Below are 16,996 nucleotides of genomic sequence, written 5' to 3'. Positions count from 1 at the left end.
CGAGCGCCGATCTAAGCCCGATTGAGCGGAAGCAGGGAAGTGTTGCACGCGATATGGATCAGACTTGACCTAGTCGTGTGCTTTTTGAAGGAGACGCAATAGCGACCAACGGAGAAGCAGCTGCGTATGATGGAATCGAGCGAAGAAGGAGGGATTCCCGTGCGCAGTCTCCGTTGGTCTTTCGTTCTGACCCTGTTTTCATTGCTGCTACTCGGATTGATCCTGCCACTGATCTATGGTCAGCACGGTTGGCAGGGCGGCATGCGAGTGATGGGTGGACTCTTTTTCGTCCTCGCCGTCATCACCAGCGGTGTGTTGTCGCTTCGCATGTCGTATATATCTGCGGGACAGGTCGGGCGGATGTCCAGGCATGATTGGACGCTCACGTTTTTATTGGTATCGGTCTGGCTGTTTGGTCTGAGCTGGATTTGGCCCACATAGGGTGAGTTGCGTCTTCTCACCGTTCCAATGGAAAAGACGGCCATGTTTCGTAACGCGATGTGGAACGATAGCCGTCTCCCCACCGGGTGGTTGCAGGACATTGTCGTGAATGGTGAGCCCGAAGCGATAGATGCGTCAATGGAGCCGTGACGGGAGACGGCTCTTCGCGACGAGGTGGACAAGCTGTTAGGAAAAAAGGAGGAAATGGTTTTGCGCGTACTGGTGATTGGCAGTGGAGGCCGGGAGCACGCATTGGTGTGGAAATTGGCACAAAGTCCGTTAGTAAAGAAAGTGTTCTGCGCGCCCGGCAACGGCGGGATCGCCGAGCTGGCCGAGTGCGTTTCGATCGGTGTGACGGATGTGGAACGGTTGCTGGCGTTTGCGAAGGATCAAGAGATTGATCTGACCGTGGTCGGTCCTGAAGCGGCTTTGTTGGCTGGCGTAACCGATGCTTTCGAAGCGGAAGGATTGGCCGTGTTCGGACCCAATCGAAAAGCGGCTGAAATCGAAGGGAGCAAGTCGTTTGCCAAGGATTTGATGGCGCGCTATGGCATTCCCACCGGGAATTACCGTACGTTTACTACTGCGGAGGAAGCGAAACAGTATGTACGGGAACAAGGAGCGCCGATTGTGGTGAAAGCCGACGGTCTTGCGGCAGGCAAGGGCGTCACCGTGGCACGGACAGTGGAAGAGGCGGAAGTGGCCATCGAACGGGTTATGAACGAAAAAGTATTCGGTGAAGCAGGCAATCGCGTGGTGATCGAAGAGTTCCTCTCTGGTCAGGAAATGTCCCTGATGGCATTTGTCGATGGGGAAACAGTGCGGCCGATGGTCATTTCCCAAGACCACAAACCCGTATTTGACGGCGATCAAGGTCCCAATACGGGCGGGATGGGTGCGTATTCACCTGTTCCGCAGATACCATCTGTGGTGGTGGATCGTGCGGTGGCCGAGATCCTGCAACCTGTCGCCCAAGCGATGGTACGGGAAGGGCGGCTGTTCCGCGGGGTGTTGTACGCAGGTTTGATGGTGACGGAAGCGGGGCCGAAAGTCATCGAGTTCAATGCCCGATTTGGCGACCCAGAAACGCAGGTGGTTTTGCCCCGATTGGACAGTGATTTGGCTGAAATCATGCTGGCGACTGTTAGTGGCAAACTGGCCGATATCGAGATCCGGTGGAAGGAAGAAGCGGCTGTCTGCGTCGTGATGGCGTCTGAAGGATATCCGGGTGATTATCGCAAAGGCGTTCTGATTCGTTCGCTTCCCGAATCCCGTCCGGATCGTATCGTGTTTCATGCCGGTACCAAAAAGGAAGACGATCAATTGGTCACCGCCGGAGGGCGTGTGCTGGCTGTGACTGCATTGGGTGCAGACGTCAGAGCGGCACAAGCGGCCGCATATGAAACGGTGAACCAAATTGACTTTGACGGTGCGCATTATCGACGGGACATTGCGGCAAAAGCCCTGGCGGCGGAAGAATAATCATCTCAAAAACCCTGGGTGGTCCCAGGGTTTTTCTTAACCGATGGTGGTGGTCTGTTTGCTACCTTGAATGGTGAAGGCGCCGACCGGGATTTCAAACCACCATGCTCCTTTGGTTTTTTTGACGGGTTGGTATCCTGCGCGCTTGAATGAACGCGCTACATTCCAGCTGGCAGTGTACACCGTCGCCGTGGTGCCCGCTTCATCGAATTGAATGACGGTTTCCTTTTCCTCTTCGCTGAGCATCATGGTTACCCACCCCCTTGAACTTTCCGGTGTCAATGGAAGCGATCATTTGTTCGTGTACCCTTATTGTACCCTTGGCTTCGCCGATTTTCCACCATGACCTTGTACAAGTTTGAAACTTCTGTGAGAATTTATTATAGATCAGTGAAATTGGACCGTGAAGAGGTGAAATTCTTGCCCCCTCATTCCGACCCTATCGTGGTAGTACCTTATGATCCGGCGTGGCCAAACGTGTACGAACGGGAAAGGGAGATCTTAACAGAAGCACTGGGATCATTGGTTTTGTCCATTCATCATATCGGCAGTACGGCGGTTCCTGGTTTATCGGCCAAGCCTATCGTTGATATTCTAGCCGGAGTGTCCACTCTCCTGCCACCCTCCGCATATGAAGAACGACTTCGTTCGTGCGGATACGTATTCCAGTTTCATGACCGTGAGGAGGGGAGGTTGTTTTTCCGCAAGGGAATGCCGCGTACGCATCATCTTCACATAATGGAACAGGACAGCGAAGGATTTCGTCATCACCTATTTTTCCGTGATTTTCTTCGATTAAACCCGGATCTGGCAGACGAATATGCGGCGCTGAAACGGCGTTTGGCTCAACGATATCGGGAGGACCGAGCCGCTTATGTGTCGGGAAAAGCCGACTGGATTCGCCGCATATTGTCACGGTATGGGGACGACGATGGCAAGAACCCATCGATTGAATGACGGTCGGGCATTAGAACGTGTCTGGTGAATACTTTCCAATTGCTTGCCCGGTTCGCTCCCGCAAGGAAGCAGGTTATGGCCGCTCCGACTGGAGCGCAGGACGCGGGCAAAGTATTGCTTCGCTTAAAGGAAAAGTTGCTCGCAATTTCATTCCTGCGCTTTCCGGGTCTTCACTCGGCCGGGCTTAGGTCTTCGCACACCTGGAAAGCATTAGCTCCCTCACGGATTTACCAAACAGACCCTATAGAGCGGAGCGTTCACCGGCTATCTCACTCACAACGTTAATCTTTGTGATCTCGGCCCGCTTTTATACACATAGAGTGGGAAAACCGGCCTTCCAGGGTTGGATCATCGCGAATACCGTACGTTAAAAGAAATCCCCCAGTCTTGGACGAAGCCATCATAGATGGTTTGAAAAAAGGGAACGCATGTCTGCGTTCCCTTTGTCTTGTCCTGCATCAGTTCGTCACTTCTGCAGGGCACTCAGCGCGTTGATTCGACCGTATTCCCAATCAGAACCGGTGCCTGAAATGCTATCGGTTGTGCTTTGAATGGTGCCGAGAATTTGCGTGTTGTTTTTCCCCTTCGCCGCGAGAAGTGCAGCCAATCCTGAAACATGAGGTGCGGCCATCGAGGTACCGGACATGGATTTATAACCGCCTCCGACATAGGTGGAAGTGATATCTACACCCGGTGCCGCTACATCCACCCATTTGCCATAGTTGGAGAAATCAGCCTTGTGATCGCTGCTATCTGTCGCCGCTACAGCGAGCACTTGATTGTAGTAAGCTGGATAAGTGGGAGCGGAGGTTCCGTCATTGCCTGCTGCAGCCACCACCACCGCCCCTTTGTTCCAAGCGTAATCAATGGCGTCCTTCAGGGTTTGAGCGCTTTGGGAAGAACCCAAGCTCAGATTGATGACTTTGGCACCGTGATCGGCTGCTTCGACAATACCGCTGGCCACTTTGTCCAACGTTCCTTCCCCATTTTCATCCAACACACGGACGGCATAAATCTTCGCTTTGGGCGCCATGCCCGCAATTCCCTGTTGATTGTTGGTAACGGCGGCGGCCACTCCGGCCACGTGCGTGCCATGTCCGTTGAGATCCATCGGATCGTCGTCATTGTCCACATAATCGTGCCCATTGATCACTTTGCCGGACAAATCCGGATGGGTACTGTCCACGCCCGTATCGATGACGGCGATTTTCACGCTGTCCGAGCTCTGACTGAGATCCCATGCTGTAGGGGCTTGTACCTTCTTAAGGGACCATTGATCGCTGAAATACGTGTCATTTGGGGTCATCATCGCGTGGAACACGATATTGGGCTCTGCATATTCGACGAGTGGATTGTTACGATAGGCATCAAGAACCTTTTCAATCGACTGACCATTCAGTTTGACTACGTCAAAACCGAGCGCATTGTTATGAAACAATAACCGGGTGGCCATTTCGGTATGTATGAGAGATTGGGTGACCTGGGAGATCCCCGGTTTGAATTTGACGATGATCTCTTGACTGGAAGAGTCCGTCTGTGCATCCGTGGGAGCGGACGACAGCGACAGTGCATGCACGCCGGGAGTTCCGGCGAAAACGAAGCTAACGGTCAGTAGAATAGTGATGAGGGCAAACGAAATCCTTTTCAATGGAAGAACCTCCTTGATTCTGGGTACATCAATATTCTATCACTTTCTGCAAATTCCTCCCCTTTTCAAGAGAAAACGTCATATATACTCCATTATTTCTTCTAAATATAGGTAAATAATTAAAAAAATTACTAATATCACTCATAAATATAACGGGGTGGCAATGGAGAACACCGAACCAAATGGGATCAAAATCGATATCTCTCGACGACACCCGAGGGGGATAAACTTCTGCTTGGTGAGCCATATTAACCATAAAATATGGCACGATTTACCGAAAGGGAGAAAAACGATGAGGGTGCGTCCGTGGACTCGAAAAAAGAAAAGGCGATCGGAAAAGGGCCAGACGAACCACGAAGCGTTGCGTCATGATGGTTCCATTCTCTCCACGGATTTGGAGGAAAATCTGGACTTCTTCCGCTCCATTTATGCCGACAGCTTCGACGTGACCATCCGTTCTTTTCTCATCGGGGGAAAAAGAAACGCTGCGCTCATTTATATTGTGGGTTTGAGCAACGTTGAGGAGATCCACGAGCATATTTTGGAACCACTGATGCAAGAGCATGAGGCGGGGTCGGATTCCCTATTCACGTCCCTGAAAAACAAGCTCATTCCGGTTGTCGATATGGGTGAGGGTCATACGCGCGACGAGTGCGTCGAACATCTGTCGACAGGGGAACCGGTATTGTTGATCGACGGGGAAGCGCGGGCGTTGTTTTTCGGTTTGCAAAAATGGGACAAACGGGCAGTCGAAGAACCGACGGCCGAAACGATCATCCGGGGGCCACGAGAAGGGTTCACCGAAACGCTGACTGTCAATTCGTCTTTGATCCGCCGAAGAATCCGGAATCCAGGGCTGAAGATGAAAGCAATAAGTATCGGGCGTCAAACCCGGACAAAGGTGGTCGTCGCCTACATCCAAGAGAACGTCGATTCCACCTTGGTGGAGGAAGTCTTCAACCGGTTACAGCGGATTGATATCGACGGGGTGCTGGAGAGCGGTTATCTTGAAGAATTTATCGAAGACAATCCCTACTCTCCCTTTCCCCAAGTGATCAATACGGAGCGAGTTGATATTGTGGCTGCCAATTTGCTAGAGGGGAGGGTGGCCATTTTGATGGAAGGTACCCCTTTTGCCATCGTTGTGCCGGCGACATTGGCCACGCTGATGCAATCGCCCGAGGATTATTACCAACGTTTTATCATCGGTACTGCTATCCGTTGGTTACGGTATTTGTTTGTCGGTCTTTCCCTCCTGCTCCCTTCCCTGTATGTGGCCGTGATCAGTTATCATCAGGAATTGATCCCCACTTCGTTGCTGGTTACCATCGCGTCGTCAAGGGACCGAGTGCCCTTTCCTGCATTGGTAGAAGCGTTGCTGATGGAGATTATGTTTGAAATTCTTCGTGAAGCGGGTATCCGATTGCCCAAACAGGTGGGAGCAGCTGTCAGCATCGTCGGGGCGCTGGTGATCGGGCAAGCGGCGGTTTCGGCCGGTTTGGTCTCCTCTCCGATGGTGATGGTGGTGGCCATCACGGGAATCGCCTCTTTTGCGACCCCGCGCTACACCACCGGAATCGCCTTTCGATTGCTACGCTTTCCGATCATGGTGTTGGCAGGAAGCATGGGGCTTGTCGGGATCATTCTCGGTCTCATTTTCATCGTTGTTCACTTGTGCACGTTGCGATCCTTTGGTGTCCCCTATCTCGCACCGCTCGCCACCACCCAAGTGGCGGAATTCAAAGATGTAATTATCCGAGCACCGTGGTGGAAAATGGACCGCCGTCCCCATTTCACGGGAAAGCATAATGCAAACCGTATGGGACCCAATCTCAAGCCTGACCCTTCGAAGGGTGGGGAGAAATAAGAATTGGAGACGACAGATTTGAATGTCGAATGTTGGCCCCGAGGAGAATGAGCCATGAACAGTTTGTTGGAGAAAGGCAAGATATCTGCTTTACAAATGGGTGTGATGATGTATAAGACCATCGTGGCGACTGAAATTTTGTTCGTTCCCGCCGTAATAAGCAAATACGCCCAGCAGGACATGTGGCTTTCCCCGATTTGGGCTTCCGTGATGGGGTTTTTCACCGTGTTCGTGACAGTGGCATTAAACCGTCTGTATCCGGAATGTACTGTGTTCCAGTACAGTGAGCGCATTCTCGGGAAAGTGCCGGGAAAAATACTAGGATTGCTCTTCCTGTTGTTTTACTTGCATGTCAGCGGGATTGTGCTCAGACAGTATGGCTCGTTTATCATCAGTGTTTTTTTGATCCGAACGCCGCTGTTCGTGGTGTTGGGGAGTATGGTATTGGTGTCCGCCTACGCCGTTCGCGGCGGTGTGGAAGTGATGGGGAGAGCGGCTCAGATTTTCGTGCCGTTTCTCGTTCTACTGGTGATGATCATCACTCTCCTGTTGCTCCCGGAGATGGATCTAAATCATTTGCTTCCTTTCATGGAGAAGGGGATAAAGCCTTCCTTGTTGGGATCGATCCCTCCGCAAGGTTGGTTAAGTGAATATTTTCTCATGACTTTTTTACTGCCTTGTGTCAGTGATCGAAAAAACGAAATAAAGTGGGGGATGGTATCGGTGGTGGCTGTTATCGTCACCCTGGAGGCGGTCAGTCTGGCAACTTATCTTGTGTTTGGAAAATTGACGGAGAATTTTATCTTCCCCGTGTTAGAAGCTGGTCGTTATATCAGTGTTGCTGGTTTTATCGAACATGTGGAGTCAATTCTGACAGCCATCTGGGTCATGGGAATGTTCGTCAAAGTCACGGTGTTTTATTATGCAGTGGTTATCGGGCTGTCTCAGTGGTTGAATCTCTCCGATCCTCGTCCAGTGGTACTTCCCACCGGATTTCTCATCGTAGTCATGGCCATTTGGGCGGCGCCCAATCTGCAGGAGATGTTTGATTTTATTGCGACCACATACCCCTTTTACAAGATCACGGTTCAAGTCCTGATTCCGACGGTCCTGTTGTTGATCGCTTTGTTGCGGAAAAATCTTCGCCAAGTCGCGGAGGGGAAAGGATGAATGTATTTCTTCCGATTCGAAAAATGATGTGGCTTGGTATGTGTGTTATGCTTCTTTCGGGATGTTGGGACCGGGTAGAAGTCAACGATCTGGCGTTAGTGGTGGGTACAGTGGTTGACAAAAAGGAGAATGGAAACGTGGAGTTGGCGGTTGAATTGATCATTCCGCAAGCGGCGGGAGGAGGTAGCGATATGATGGGAGGCGGAGGTGATGGCGGTGGTGCCAAGACGTACGTCGTTGCCGCGGAAGGAGCCGATGTCGCCGACGCCATTCGGAAATTGCAGGAAAAACTCCCGCGCAAAATTTTTTGGGCTCACAATATGAGCGTGATTTTTGGTGAAAGGTTATTGAGGGAAGGGATCGGTGGGCAGTTGGATTTTTTTGACCGTTATTACGCTACGCGGAAACAATACTACGTGTTTGCCGCCAAAAGCCCGGCTTCCGCTCTGTTGCAAGCTACCCCACCTGTCGGACGAAGTAGTGGGGAAGTGATGCTCAATTTGACGAAAACGGAAGTCGGTGTAGAAATGACCGTGAAAGATGTGTTGCAGATGCTGAATAGCGACGCGCATGCAGTTATTTTACCTTGGATTGAACAGAATCCGGCCGTTCCGGGAGAAGAGGAAAAACAGGATACCAGTCTGCGAGTCAGCGGAGTGGCCGTACTGAAAAAAGACAAAATCGTGGGCCGGATTGACGACACAATCACGAGAGGCGTGATGTGGGTGAGGAATAAAGTCAAAACGGCCATTGTCACAGTCAAACCCAAAGGAACCAAGGGGAAAGTATCGGTTGAACTATTGGAGGCCGATACCAAACTGGTGCCCTCCGTCACAGGGGGCAAATGGAAAATGACTGTCCGGATCAAAACGGAAGGGAACGTCATCCAGAACACAACCGATCAGGAAATTGATAACCCCAACGTCACTAAAAAGTTGGAAAAGGATATTGAACGGGATATTCAACGCGTCATCATGGCGTCACTGGATCAGGTCCAAAAGGGAATGAAAGCGGATGTTTTCGGTTTTGCAGAAGCGTTCCATCGTCAATATCCCGATCGATGGCACAAGGTGAAGGATCGGTGGGACGAAGTGTTCCCGAATGTGGAAGTGAAGGTCGCCCCCCGTGTATCCATCCTTCGCCCTGGTATGACTAATGAAAGCCCGGTCACAGAGGTGAAGCAACCGTGAAATGGGGAGCCATCATTGGCATCACGTTCCTCGCAAGCCTGTTGGTATTGTATGAGTGGCCGAGGATCAAGCCGGGGCAAAAAAAAGAAAAAGCCGTATTGATCGGCTTGACATTGATGGGATGGTCGCTGGCCGTTACGCTTCTGTTCCTTCCGAATTTACCCGGTCCCACTCAATGGATCGATGCGCTGTTTCGGCCCTTGGGCCAGATCTTTCCAAAGTAGGCGTCTGCTGAAATTCACGGGACTCTCCGTTCTTTCACACTGAGGACACGCAATCCTTTGTCCACAAGACGTTGCTGGATGGCGGACAGATAGGGAGTCGGTTCGATCTTCAGCAAAATGCGACGCGCCGCCGGATCGCCGGCATCAAACGTAGTGATTGAAATGATGTTGACATCAAAAGGTTTGACTGCATCCACCACGTGTTCCAGTTGGTGCGGCATATCGATAACCACGCCTAACAACAGACGAATACCTGGAATGCGTGTACCAAAAGCGGATGACAATGCGTTCTCGATATCACTGATCTTTACAATTCCGAGAAATGTCATCCGGTCTTCATCCACGATCGGCACAAACGGATGGCGTACGATGACAGGAAATGTCTCTTCAAAATCACTGAAAACGGTCAACGGACGAATGGGCTCCAATGCGTCGGCTACGGTCCCTTCCTTCCAAGAGCGGCTGTTTTCCAAGATGGCTTTCATCATGTGGCCGTATCCGGTGATGCCCAGAAATCGGTTAAACCGGTCGACGACGGGAATCGTATGGAGCTGTTGGGCTTGCAACGTTTCGATCACCTGTTCCAAACGGGTCTCGGGCGTGACGGTCACAATCTGCTCGCGTGGCGTTAAGCAATTTTTGATAAACACAAAACACAATCCTCCCCTGTGAGATCCACATTCAATATATTAGGGGGAGGATCGGAGCAGAACGGTGTTTTTCACAGATATGTCCGCCGCCAAAAACGCCGGATGACCAGGCCGATCACCACGAGCGAGCCGACCGCGGTCAGGATGACGAATCCATAATCATTGATCGTTTCGATCACCCAAGACCAGGGTTGTGTTGGCATCAATGCTTCCACCCCTTTTCGATTACGGAGAAGGTTCCGGTTTCGGTGACGAAGTGACCGGCGGTCGTGGCCCAGGAGACTCCGCGGTACTTTGGCCCAACAAGTACAGCATCGGGCAAAAGCGGGTGATGCCTTCGGCCACCTTCATACCGGAGAGCAAAGCAATCAACAGCGGAAAACCGCGGTACGGACGGCGAACCATTCGGGCGATGCTCCAAGCCAAACCAGCCGTTCCCATCGTGATGCGCATGATGGCATCCCAGGTTCCCACATTTTTTTGCATCGGCACTCCCTCCTTGCGATTGGCTGGGTTTTATTATGTGCCCGTCCCGATTCCTTATTCCCGCTCCTATGTGATAGCATGGAAGTATCGATGACAGAAAAGGGGGAAGAGAAAGATGTTTTTGCCGATGGATGCCAAGGAACGTCGGAAATTAGTTGAAACGGCGATGGGGCGCCGATCACCTTCGCTTGTTCTGAGTGGAGCAGAAGTGCTCAATGTGTATACAGGTCGGACGGAACGGGCCGATGTGGCGGTGGCGGGCCGGTGGATTGCCTATGTGGGCGATCTGGAAGAGGCCCGCATCCAGCCGGGAACAAGTACGCGGGTACTGGATGTGTCGGGTTGTGTGCTCGTTCCCGGATATATCGAGGTACACGCTCATCCATTTATTTTGTACAATCCCGTCACGCTGGCCGAGTATGTCTTGCCCCTCGGGACCACCATGCTGATCAGTGATAATTTGTTCCTTTTCACTCGGATGGAAGAAAAGGAAATGATCCGGCTTTGGGACGAACTGTCCCGCTTACCGGTCAAATACGGATGGTGGGCGCGTTTGGACCCGCAATCCCATTTGCCGGAATCTCTGGTGCATTTGTTTGATGATGAGCGGGTCCGACGGGCCTTGCACCATCCGCTGGTGTTGCAAGCAGGTGAGCTGTCCGACTGGATGCCGCTGTTGGATGGGGACAAACGAATGCAGGGATGGATCGGAGCGGCCCATGAGTGGAACAAACGGGTGGAAGGTCATGCACCCGGTGCCTCCCACCGTACGTTGGCACGGTTGGCCGCGGCGGGGGTGACGGGAGATCACGAAAGTATCTCACCGGATGAAGTGTGGGAACGTCTGCGTCTTGGATACATGGTAACGCTTCGACACAGTTCGCTTCGTCCTGATTTGCCGGTGTTGATGGAAGGATTGGTACGGGAACAGGAAGTCCCATGGCATCGACTGATGATGACCACGGACGGATCGACCCCGTCCTATTTCCGTCACGGGTTCGTCGATCATCTGATTCGAACGGCCATCGACGCCGGGTGTGATCCGGTGCGGGCGTATCAGATGGTGACGATCAATCCAGCCGTCTATTATCGCATGGATGAACGGATCGGGGGGATCGCACCCGGTCGACTCGCGGATATCAATGTGCTTTCTTCCCTGGACGAGCCCGTCCCCCTGCAAGTGATTGCAAACGGGGAACTGGTGGCGACCGATGGACAGTGGGTGAAATCACCACCGTCCATTGAGTGGTCACGTTTTTCCGCCACGCAACACTCTTCTCCGTGGCGGGCGGATGTGCGGCAACTGCGGTGGCAGGTAAAAGAGGGAGAAACCGTGCCCGTGCTCAATCTGGTCAACCCCGTGATCACCAAGTTGACTGAAGAAACGGTATCAACAGGACCCGACGGAGCGTTATTGTCCGAGGATGACGACCGGCTGTTCGCCTATCTGATCGACCGGAACGGGCGCTGGATCACGCGGAGCCTGATCCGCGGGTTCGGGCGAAACATCGATGCATTGGTATCCACCTACAATGGTTCCGGCGATTGGCTGGTGATCGGCAGAAACATCGAGGCGATGGTCCAAGCCGTCCGTCGCGCATCCGACGATGGCGGTGGGATCACATGGATACAAGGAGGAGAGACATATTTTCATTTGCCGCTTCCGCTATTGGGCATGATGAGCGAATGGCCGATGGAACGGTTGACGGAGAAAGCGGACGAGCTGACGGAAAAACTGAAACGGTTCGGTCATCCCTTTTACGATCCCATTTACACGTTTTTGTTTCTTTCCTCCACGCATCTGCCACAGGTTCGCTTGACGGCGGACGGTGTCCTGCGGGTGAAGGACCGGAAGATCGTGTACCCGGCAGAGCGGTGGGGGTAAATCCTGCGGATTCTTGTTTCAACAATCTGGCTGCGCGAATAAGGCGCAGCTTTTTTCCATTTTCTCAGCTATTGACAACATCGTGCATATAATTATACGGTTTAATCATTAATTGAATTAAATATTAAACTATGAAATCAAATGGTTAAACGGGAGGTCAAACAATGTGAGAGAAACGGACAACTGGGTTGATCGGTTTGATGCCGCTCTCCGGTCCGTTGCACAACATTTGGGAGCGAACATTGTGATGCAGGCACCGTTCGATCTGACACCTGGTCAAGTGTTTCTATTGCACTTGATCAAAACAGAAGAACACTGCACGGTATCAAAGTTGGCGGAAAAAATGGAGGTCAAACCCAGTGCCATCACTGTCATGCTAGACCGGTTGGAAAACCGCCATTATATTGAACGGTTCCGCGATCAACAGGATCGCCGCGTGGTCATCGTTCAATTGACGGAAACCGGTGCGGACGTGCTGCAAAAAATCTGGAACCTGCGCAAACGCGTGGTCGGATACTGTTTACAACAATTGGATGGCGAAGAGCTCACTGTTTTCGTCCAGGCATTTGAAAAGCTGGCCCGTATCGCTGCCGATTTGGATGTGCAGCAGTTTCTATCAACCATGAATGACGAAGAGAAAAGGGGGAATACGGATGGAAACTGTACATGACCAAGTGGAATGGGATGCCCCTTCTACTACGTACCGTCGAGGGGTATTGATCGCTGGTTTGATCATCGCTATGTTATTCGGCGCATTGGATCAAACGATCGTAGGTACGGCCATGCCGCGAATCGTGGGTGAACTGGGCGGACTTTCGTTGTTGACTTGGGTTACCACCGCGTATATGCTGACGGCCACCACCGTGGTTCCCATTACCGGAAAGTTGGCCGATTTGATGGGGCGCAAAGTGGTCTATGTGGCCGGTTTGGGCATCTTTGTAATCGGTTCGGCGTTGTGTGGGGCCGCACAAAACATGATCGAATTGATCCTGTTTCGGGGTTTTCAGGGCATCGGCGGCGGCATGATGATGCCGATGGCGATGATTATCATCGGAGATCTTTTTGAAGGCAAACAACGGGCAAAATGGCAAGGTGTCTTTGGGGCGATTTTCGGTCTTTCCTCCGTGATCGGTCCCCAGTTGGGCGGATGGTTGGTGGATGCGCTTAACTGGAGATGGGTGTTCTACATCAACCTGCCGATCGGGATACTGGCAGCGGTCCTGATCGCGATCGGTCTGAAAGGACATCGGTCTCCCACATCCGTTCGATTGGATTGGGCAGGCATGTCAACAATGGTGTTGGGTGTGGTCAGTCTCCTTCTCGCGCTATCCCTCGGAGGAAAAGAGTATGAATGGACTTCTTGGCAAATACTCGGATTGTTTGCGTTGGGACTAATATCGTTGATCCTGTTTGCTCTTGTGGAATCGCGGGCGACCGAACCGATTTTCCCGATTCGTCTCTTTCGCAACCGGACGTTTACCATCGTCAACAGTATCGGTTTTTTGATGAGTGTCGGCATGTTCGGCTCCATCATGTTTGTTCCGCTGTTTATGCAAGGCGTTACGGGGGTCAGTGCATCCTCTTCCGGCACTGTCATGACTCCGATGATGATCACCATGATTGTGGGTAGCGTGTTGGGCGGACAGTTGGTGTATAAGATCGGCATGCGGGTCCAAATGGTGTTGGGTATGCTGATCATGGTTGGCGGTTTTGGTTTGCTCTCCACTATGGATATTCATACTTCCGCTCTCACCGCATCGATCTATATGGTGGTACTGGGATTGGGAATGGGCTTGGTCTTGCCGCTCTTGACGCTGGCGTTGCAAGAGAGTTTCCCTCGCTCCGAGCGTGGTGTGGTCACTTCATCCAGTCAATTTTTCCGGCAGATCGGCGGCACGTTCGGGATGACAGTGCTGGGAGCGGTGATGAACGCCCGATCCAGTGAAACGTTGAACGAAAAAATGGCACCGCTGCTTCAGCATCTGCCTGGTGAGATGGCCTCTCGGCTATCGTCTATGATTCATGGCGATGCGCAAGGTCTCTATAATTCCCTGTTGAATCCGGCGATGCTGACCAAATTGCCGCCGACATTCGTGGATGTTTTGAAGACTTCGTTGGTCGATTCATTGCACAGCGTCTTCCTTTTCGGGTTGATCTTTGTGCTGCTTGGCGCTGTTTGTACTCTTTTTATGGGCCGCATTCAAATCTCCGAACGCAAACCGGAACAAGCGCAAGCGGAATAACCGCTTGCGCTTTATTACTGGATTTCCTGTCTCAGCACGTCGCCAACTCCACGACTTTTCCGTCTCCCCGCAGATAGCGGCGTCCGTCTGCTCATAATTCCATTTTTGACACTCCACACGGCAAAAGCCGTGGGATTCTTGAGTGGTTAACGCCCTCAGTCCATTTCTGTTTCGGGCAACCCTCAAGCTAGGGCTGTGTCATCATCGTTTGGTTAAAGACGGGAACTTTTCGTCAGAAAACTCCTTGAAAATCTTGCTGGTCGCCTTGTTTATGTCGGGATGAAGCAAGAGCCAGTTTGCAAACTTCGTGTTGATCTGGGTCATTCGTTCATACATGGCCTGTTTGAATTTGGTTGGTTTATACAGTTCCAGCTTGAGTGTGATGGTGGGCATCCATTCACCCCCTTTTCTTTTGTTCTTCCACATATCGTCGGATCGTTTTTCTTGAAGCCGTACTAACAAAGAATGAGCGTGTCCACAAGCTGCGTGAGACAAGTGATTGAATTCTTGCCTCAGTTTTCTAGAAGTCACCCCCTTTTTTGAATCGCTCTTCCACTTGGCTTCTCACACTTTCCTGCGATAACGTGGGCAGAAAACAAAGTGGTAGTGAATCAGAGATACCGTCTTTTTCGTCCTTCTGTATGCTTGTCCCATGGTATTAGTTGTATCAGTATTTTATTAATACTGAAACAACTAAAAACAAAAAATGTTGCTCTAAGCGCCCTCTTCAAGAGGGCACCGAGCAACGCCGACTTTCATCCCACAATTGAAATACCCCAAGGGTACTTCCTATGGGCGCCGTGGGCTTTCAGGCGACTTTTTCTGTAATATGCCTATCTCCATGTATTCACTTCCGGTCGGCCGACAGAGAGATAACGGAGAGGATACGCTACTCCCAACTTGCGCATCTCTTCCAGTCGATACAGATTGCGGCCGTCGATGATGACGGGACACCGCAGGATCGGCAACAGCCGTCTCCAATCCAAATGACGAAACTCGTCCCATTCCGTCAGTATCATCACAGCGTCCGCGTCGTGGACGGCCGTTTCCACATCCGGGCAAATTTCAACCTGTTCAATTGGAAAACGGCGTGCACGGGGGTCGTATGCGTGCACGTTGGCCCCTTGTTCCAACAGCAGTCGGCTGACGGCGATGGATGGAGCGGACCTGACATCGTCAGTTTGTGGTTTGTATGTCAATCCAAGCAGGGAGATGTGTTTCCCGCGGAGCGTACCCAGCGCATGTTCGGCTTTCGTCACCAACCTCTGAGGACGCAGTTGGTTGATCCGATCGGCCGATTCGACCAAAGGGAGGGAACAGCCCGTTTGTGCCCCCAAATACAACAGTGCATGCGTGTCCTTGGGGAAACAGGAACCACCGTAACCGGCCCCCGCTTGCAGAAAGGCGTGGCCGATGCGATGGTCGGCACCGATCCCGCGGGCCACATCCTCCACATTTGCATCCAAGCTCTCGCACAGATCAGCGATCATGTTGATATAGGAGATTTTCATCGCCAAAAAGGCGTTGGCCGTATATTTGATCATTTCCGCACTGCGGCGGTCACTTACGATCATGGGTGCGGTGATCCCTTGATACAGCCGCCGGATACGCTCTGCGGCCCACTCGGATCCGCATCCGATCACGATGCGATCCGGGTGGAAAAAGTCGTGCACTGCACTCCCTTGGCGCAAAAACTCCGGATTGTGAACCACATCCCGGCGGAGACGAGTGGCGATTTGATCAGTGGTTCCGACAGGAACTGTGCTTTTGATGATGAGGAGTGCGTCCGAAGGCAAACAACTGGTGAGATCCGATACGGCTCGTTCCAGTTGGGTCAGATCTGGTTTTCCGTCCGGGCCGGCAGGGGTCCCTACTGCGACAAGGATGACATCGGATTGTGAAGCGGCCTTTTGCACGTCCGTGGTGAAAGCCAGCCGTTGTGCCTGCCGATTTTTCGCAATCAGCGGAGCCAATTCAGGTTCCCATATCGGCACATCGCCTCGATTCAGCATCTCGATTTTATCGTTGTCGATGTCAACGCCTACCACATAGTGACCGAGCTCCGCTAATCCCGCGGCGGTGGTAAGGCCTACATATCCCAGGCCGAGTACGGTGACAATCATGGTCATTCCCCTTTTCCATCCCTGATGGCCCGTTGCAGTTCCGGACAACTATGATTTCGTACATCCCATGCCGACATCATTGTACCGTTGTTGCTCCCCTCGGACAAACAATAGAAAATTCAATGAAAAAGCGCCTGCCGTGATCGGTCAGGCGCTTTTTCATTGATCAGTCATCCGTTTTCAACTGTTCCATCAACCGCACCGCTTCTTCTTTGACGACGCGCTCCACTTCGTTCAGGTGTTCAATGGCGTTGGGCAGTTGCTGGATTTTTCGCATGTCCTGTTCCAGAAACTGCACTTTTCCCCCTTGAGTGTTATGTACATAACGGGCGACACTGGCGATGTATTCCTCACCGTCCCTGACAACGGCGTAGCGAATGATGTAAAACGGATGCTGGTGTTCCTCGACTCCGCGCGTCTCCACCCGAATGGACATGTCATTCCTCCTTTGTTCTTCGCTTTGACGTCAGCAACATTCGTCATCCACACAACGGATTCCTACTTCATCCTTACCCTTGTTATTTTCCACCTGTCATAATTGGCAAACGTCTACATACTTTTTCGTGACTTGCCCTCTAGCGGCTGAAGCACCAGAGGCAATCCCATTGGTCGCCGTGGTCTTCTCGCTTC

Annotated in this window: 17 protein-coding genes and 2 pseudogenes; 10 read left to right on the top strand and 9 right to left on the bottom strand. The window is 52.0% G+C overall.

Annotated elements, in window-relative coordinates; translation table 11 throughout:
* Nucleotides 1–159 precede the first annotated feature (159 nt).
* Nucleotides 160–441, top strand: a complete 282-nt coding sequence (locus NWF35_RS12355; protein WP_301239461.1) for a hypothetical protein — start codon at nt 160–162, stop codon at nt 439–441.
* 210 nt (nt 442–651) lie between these two features.
* A complete protein-coding gene (gene purD, locus NWF35_RS12350; protein ID WP_301239460.1) occupies nt 652–1,923 on the top strand; it encodes a phosphoribosylamine--glycine ligase in 1,272 nt (423 codons plus the stop codon).
* Between the two features lie 36 nt (nt 1,924–1,959).
* On the opposite strand, the gene NWF35_RS12345 is transcribed toward purD, so the two are convergent.
* Nucleotides 1,960–2,172 carry a hypothetical protein gene (locus NWF35_RS12345; protein ID WP_301239458.1) on the bottom strand — a complete coding sequence of 71 codons (213 nt, stop codon included), beginning with the start codon at nt 2,170–2,172 and terminating at the stop codon, nt 1,960–1,962.
* Nucleotides 2,173–2,343: 171 nt separating this feature from the next.
* On the opposite strand from NWF35_RS12345, the gene NWF35_RS12340 reads away from it, so the two are divergent.
* Nucleotides 2,344–2,880 carry a GrpB family protein gene (locus NWF35_RS12340; RefSeq protein ID WP_301239457.1) on the top strand — a complete coding sequence of 179 codons (537 nt, stop codon included), beginning with the start codon at nt 2,344–2,346 and terminating at the stop codon, nt 2,878–2,880.
* A 466-nt stretch (nt 2,881–3,346) separates the two neighbouring features.
* On the opposite strand, the gene NWF35_RS12335 is transcribed toward NWF35_RS12340, so the two are convergent.
* A complete protein-coding gene (locus tag NWF35_RS12335; RefSeq protein WP_435873890.1) occupies nt 3,347–4,519 on the bottom strand; it encodes a S8 family peptidase in 1,173 nt (390 codons plus the stop codon).
* Between the two features lie 301 nt (nt 4,520–4,820).
* Between NWF35_RS12335 and NWF35_RS12330 the strand changes: the two genes are divergently transcribed.
* The 4 genes from NWF35_RS12330 to NWF35_RS12315 are packed head-to-tail and all read left to right on the top strand — an operon-like array spanning nt 4,821 to nt 8,979.
* The gene (locus NWF35_RS12330; protein WP_301239454.1) at nt 4,821–6,395 is read left to right on the top strand and encodes a spore germination protein; all 1,575 of its coding nucleotides are present in this window, start codon (nt 4,821–4,823) and stop codon (nt 6,393–6,395) included.
* 54 nt (nt 6,396–6,449) lie between these two features.
* The gene (locus NWF35_RS12325; protein ID WP_363321617.1) at nt 6,450–7,565 is read left to right on the top strand and encodes a GerAB/ArcD/ProY family transporter; all 1,116 of its coding nucleotides are present in this window, start codon (nt 6,450–6,452) and stop codon (nt 7,563–7,565) included.
* Nucleotides 7,562–8,755 (top strand): Ger(x)C family spore germination protein, encoded by a 1,194-nt coding sequence (locus NWF35_RS12320; RefSeq protein ID WP_301239453.1) that lies wholly within the window; start codon nt 7,562–7,564, stop codon nt 8,753–8,755. Before NWF35_RS12325 ends, NWF35_RS12320 begins: the two co-directional genes overlap by 4 nt.
* Nucleotides 8,752–8,979 (top strand): hypothetical protein, encoded by a 228-nt coding sequence (locus tag NWF35_RS12315; RefSeq protein ID WP_301239452.1) that lies wholly within the window; start codon nt 8,752–8,754, stop codon nt 8,977–8,979. The genes NWF35_RS12320 and NWF35_RS12315 overlap by 4 nt, the downstream gene beginning before the upstream one ends.
* A 14-nt stretch (nt 8,980–8,993) precedes the next feature.
* Here the strand turns inward: NWF35_RS12315 and NWF35_RS12310 are convergent, their stop codons facing one another.
* The 3 genes from NWF35_RS12310 to NWF35_RS12300 form a co-directional block, all read right to left on the bottom strand.
* Complete coding sequence (locus NWF35_RS12310) at nt 8,994–9,629, bottom strand: CBS domain-containing protein (protein WP_301239451.1); 636 nt, start codon at nt 9,627–9,629, stop codon at nt 8,994–8,996.
* A 71-nt stretch (nt 9,630–9,700) separates the two neighbouring features.
* The gene (locus NWF35_RS12305; RefSeq protein WP_301239449.1) at nt 9,701–9,832 is read right to left on the bottom strand and encodes an EYxxD motif small membrane protein; all 132 of its coding nucleotides are present in this window, start codon (nt 9,830–9,832) and stop codon (nt 9,701–9,703) included.
* A gap of 22 nt (nt 9,833–9,854) precedes the next feature.
* Nucleotides 9,855–10,115: a YgaP family membrane protein gene (locus NWF35_RS12300; RefSeq protein ID WP_301239447.1), complete on the bottom strand. Its 261-nt coding sequence runs from the start codon at nt 10,113–10,115 to the stop codon at nt 9,855–9,857.
* 115 nt (nt 10,116–10,230) lie between these two features.
* Between NWF35_RS12300 and NWF35_RS12295 the strand changes: the two genes are divergently transcribed.
* The 3 genes from NWF35_RS12295 to NWF35_RS12285 all read left to right on the top strand — a co-directional run bounded on the left by NWF35_RS12295 (nt 10,231) and on the right by NWF35_RS12285 (nt 14,243).
* Nucleotides 10,231–12,000: an adenine deaminase C-terminal domain-containing protein gene (locus NWF35_RS12295; protein ID WP_301239446.1), complete on the top strand. Its 1,770-nt coding sequence runs from the start codon at nt 10,231–10,233 to the stop codon at nt 11,998–12,000.
* A 166-nt stretch (nt 12,001–12,166) separates the two neighbouring features.
* A complete protein-coding gene (locus tag NWF35_RS12290) occupies nt 12,167–12,670 on the top strand; it encodes a MarR family winged helix-turn-helix transcriptional regulator (RefSeq protein ID WP_301239445.1) in 504 nt (167 codons plus the stop codon).
* Complete coding sequence (locus tag NWF35_RS12285) at nt 12,654–14,243, top strand: MDR family MFS transporter (protein WP_301239444.1); 1,590 nt, start codon at nt 12,654–12,656, stop codon at nt 14,241–14,243. Before NWF35_RS12290 ends, NWF35_RS12285 begins: the two co-directional genes overlap by 17 nt.
* A gap of 216 nt (nt 14,244–14,459) precedes the next feature.
* Here the strand turns inward: NWF35_RS12285 and NWF35_RS12280 are convergent.
* The 4 genes and pseudogenes from NWF35_RS12280 to NWF35_RS12265 all read right to left on the bottom strand — a co-directional run.
* Nucleotides 14,460–14,636, bottom strand: a pseudogene (locus NWF35_RS12280) (RNA-guided endonuclease TnpB family protein); the annotation flags it as partial.
* Nucleotides 14,637–14,640: 4 nt separating this feature from the next.
* Nucleotides 14,641–14,897 (bottom strand): annotated as a pseudogene (locus NWF35_RS12275) (transposase).
* A gap of 179 nt (nt 14,898–15,076) precedes the next feature.
* A complete protein-coding gene (locus NWF35_RS12270; RefSeq protein WP_301239442.1) occupies nt 15,077–16,366 on the bottom strand; it encodes a UDP-glucose dehydrogenase family protein in 1,290 nt (429 codons plus the stop codon).
* Between the two features lie 166 nt (nt 16,367–16,532).
* Nucleotides 16,533–16,802: a hypothetical protein gene (locus NWF35_RS12265; protein ID WP_301239440.1), complete on the bottom strand. Its 270-nt coding sequence runs from the start codon at nt 16,800–16,802 to the stop codon at nt 16,533–16,535.
* Nucleotides 16,803–16,996 lie beyond the last annotated feature (194 nt).

This window comes from Polycladomyces subterraneus (assembly GCF_030433435.1).
Lineage (GTDB): Bacteria > Bacillota > Bacilli > Thermoactinomycetales > JIR-001 > Polycladomyces > Polycladomyces subterraneus.
The sequence above is the reverse complement of the archived record's forward strand: the minus strand, read 5'-3'. Positions and strand labels throughout refer to the sequence as shown.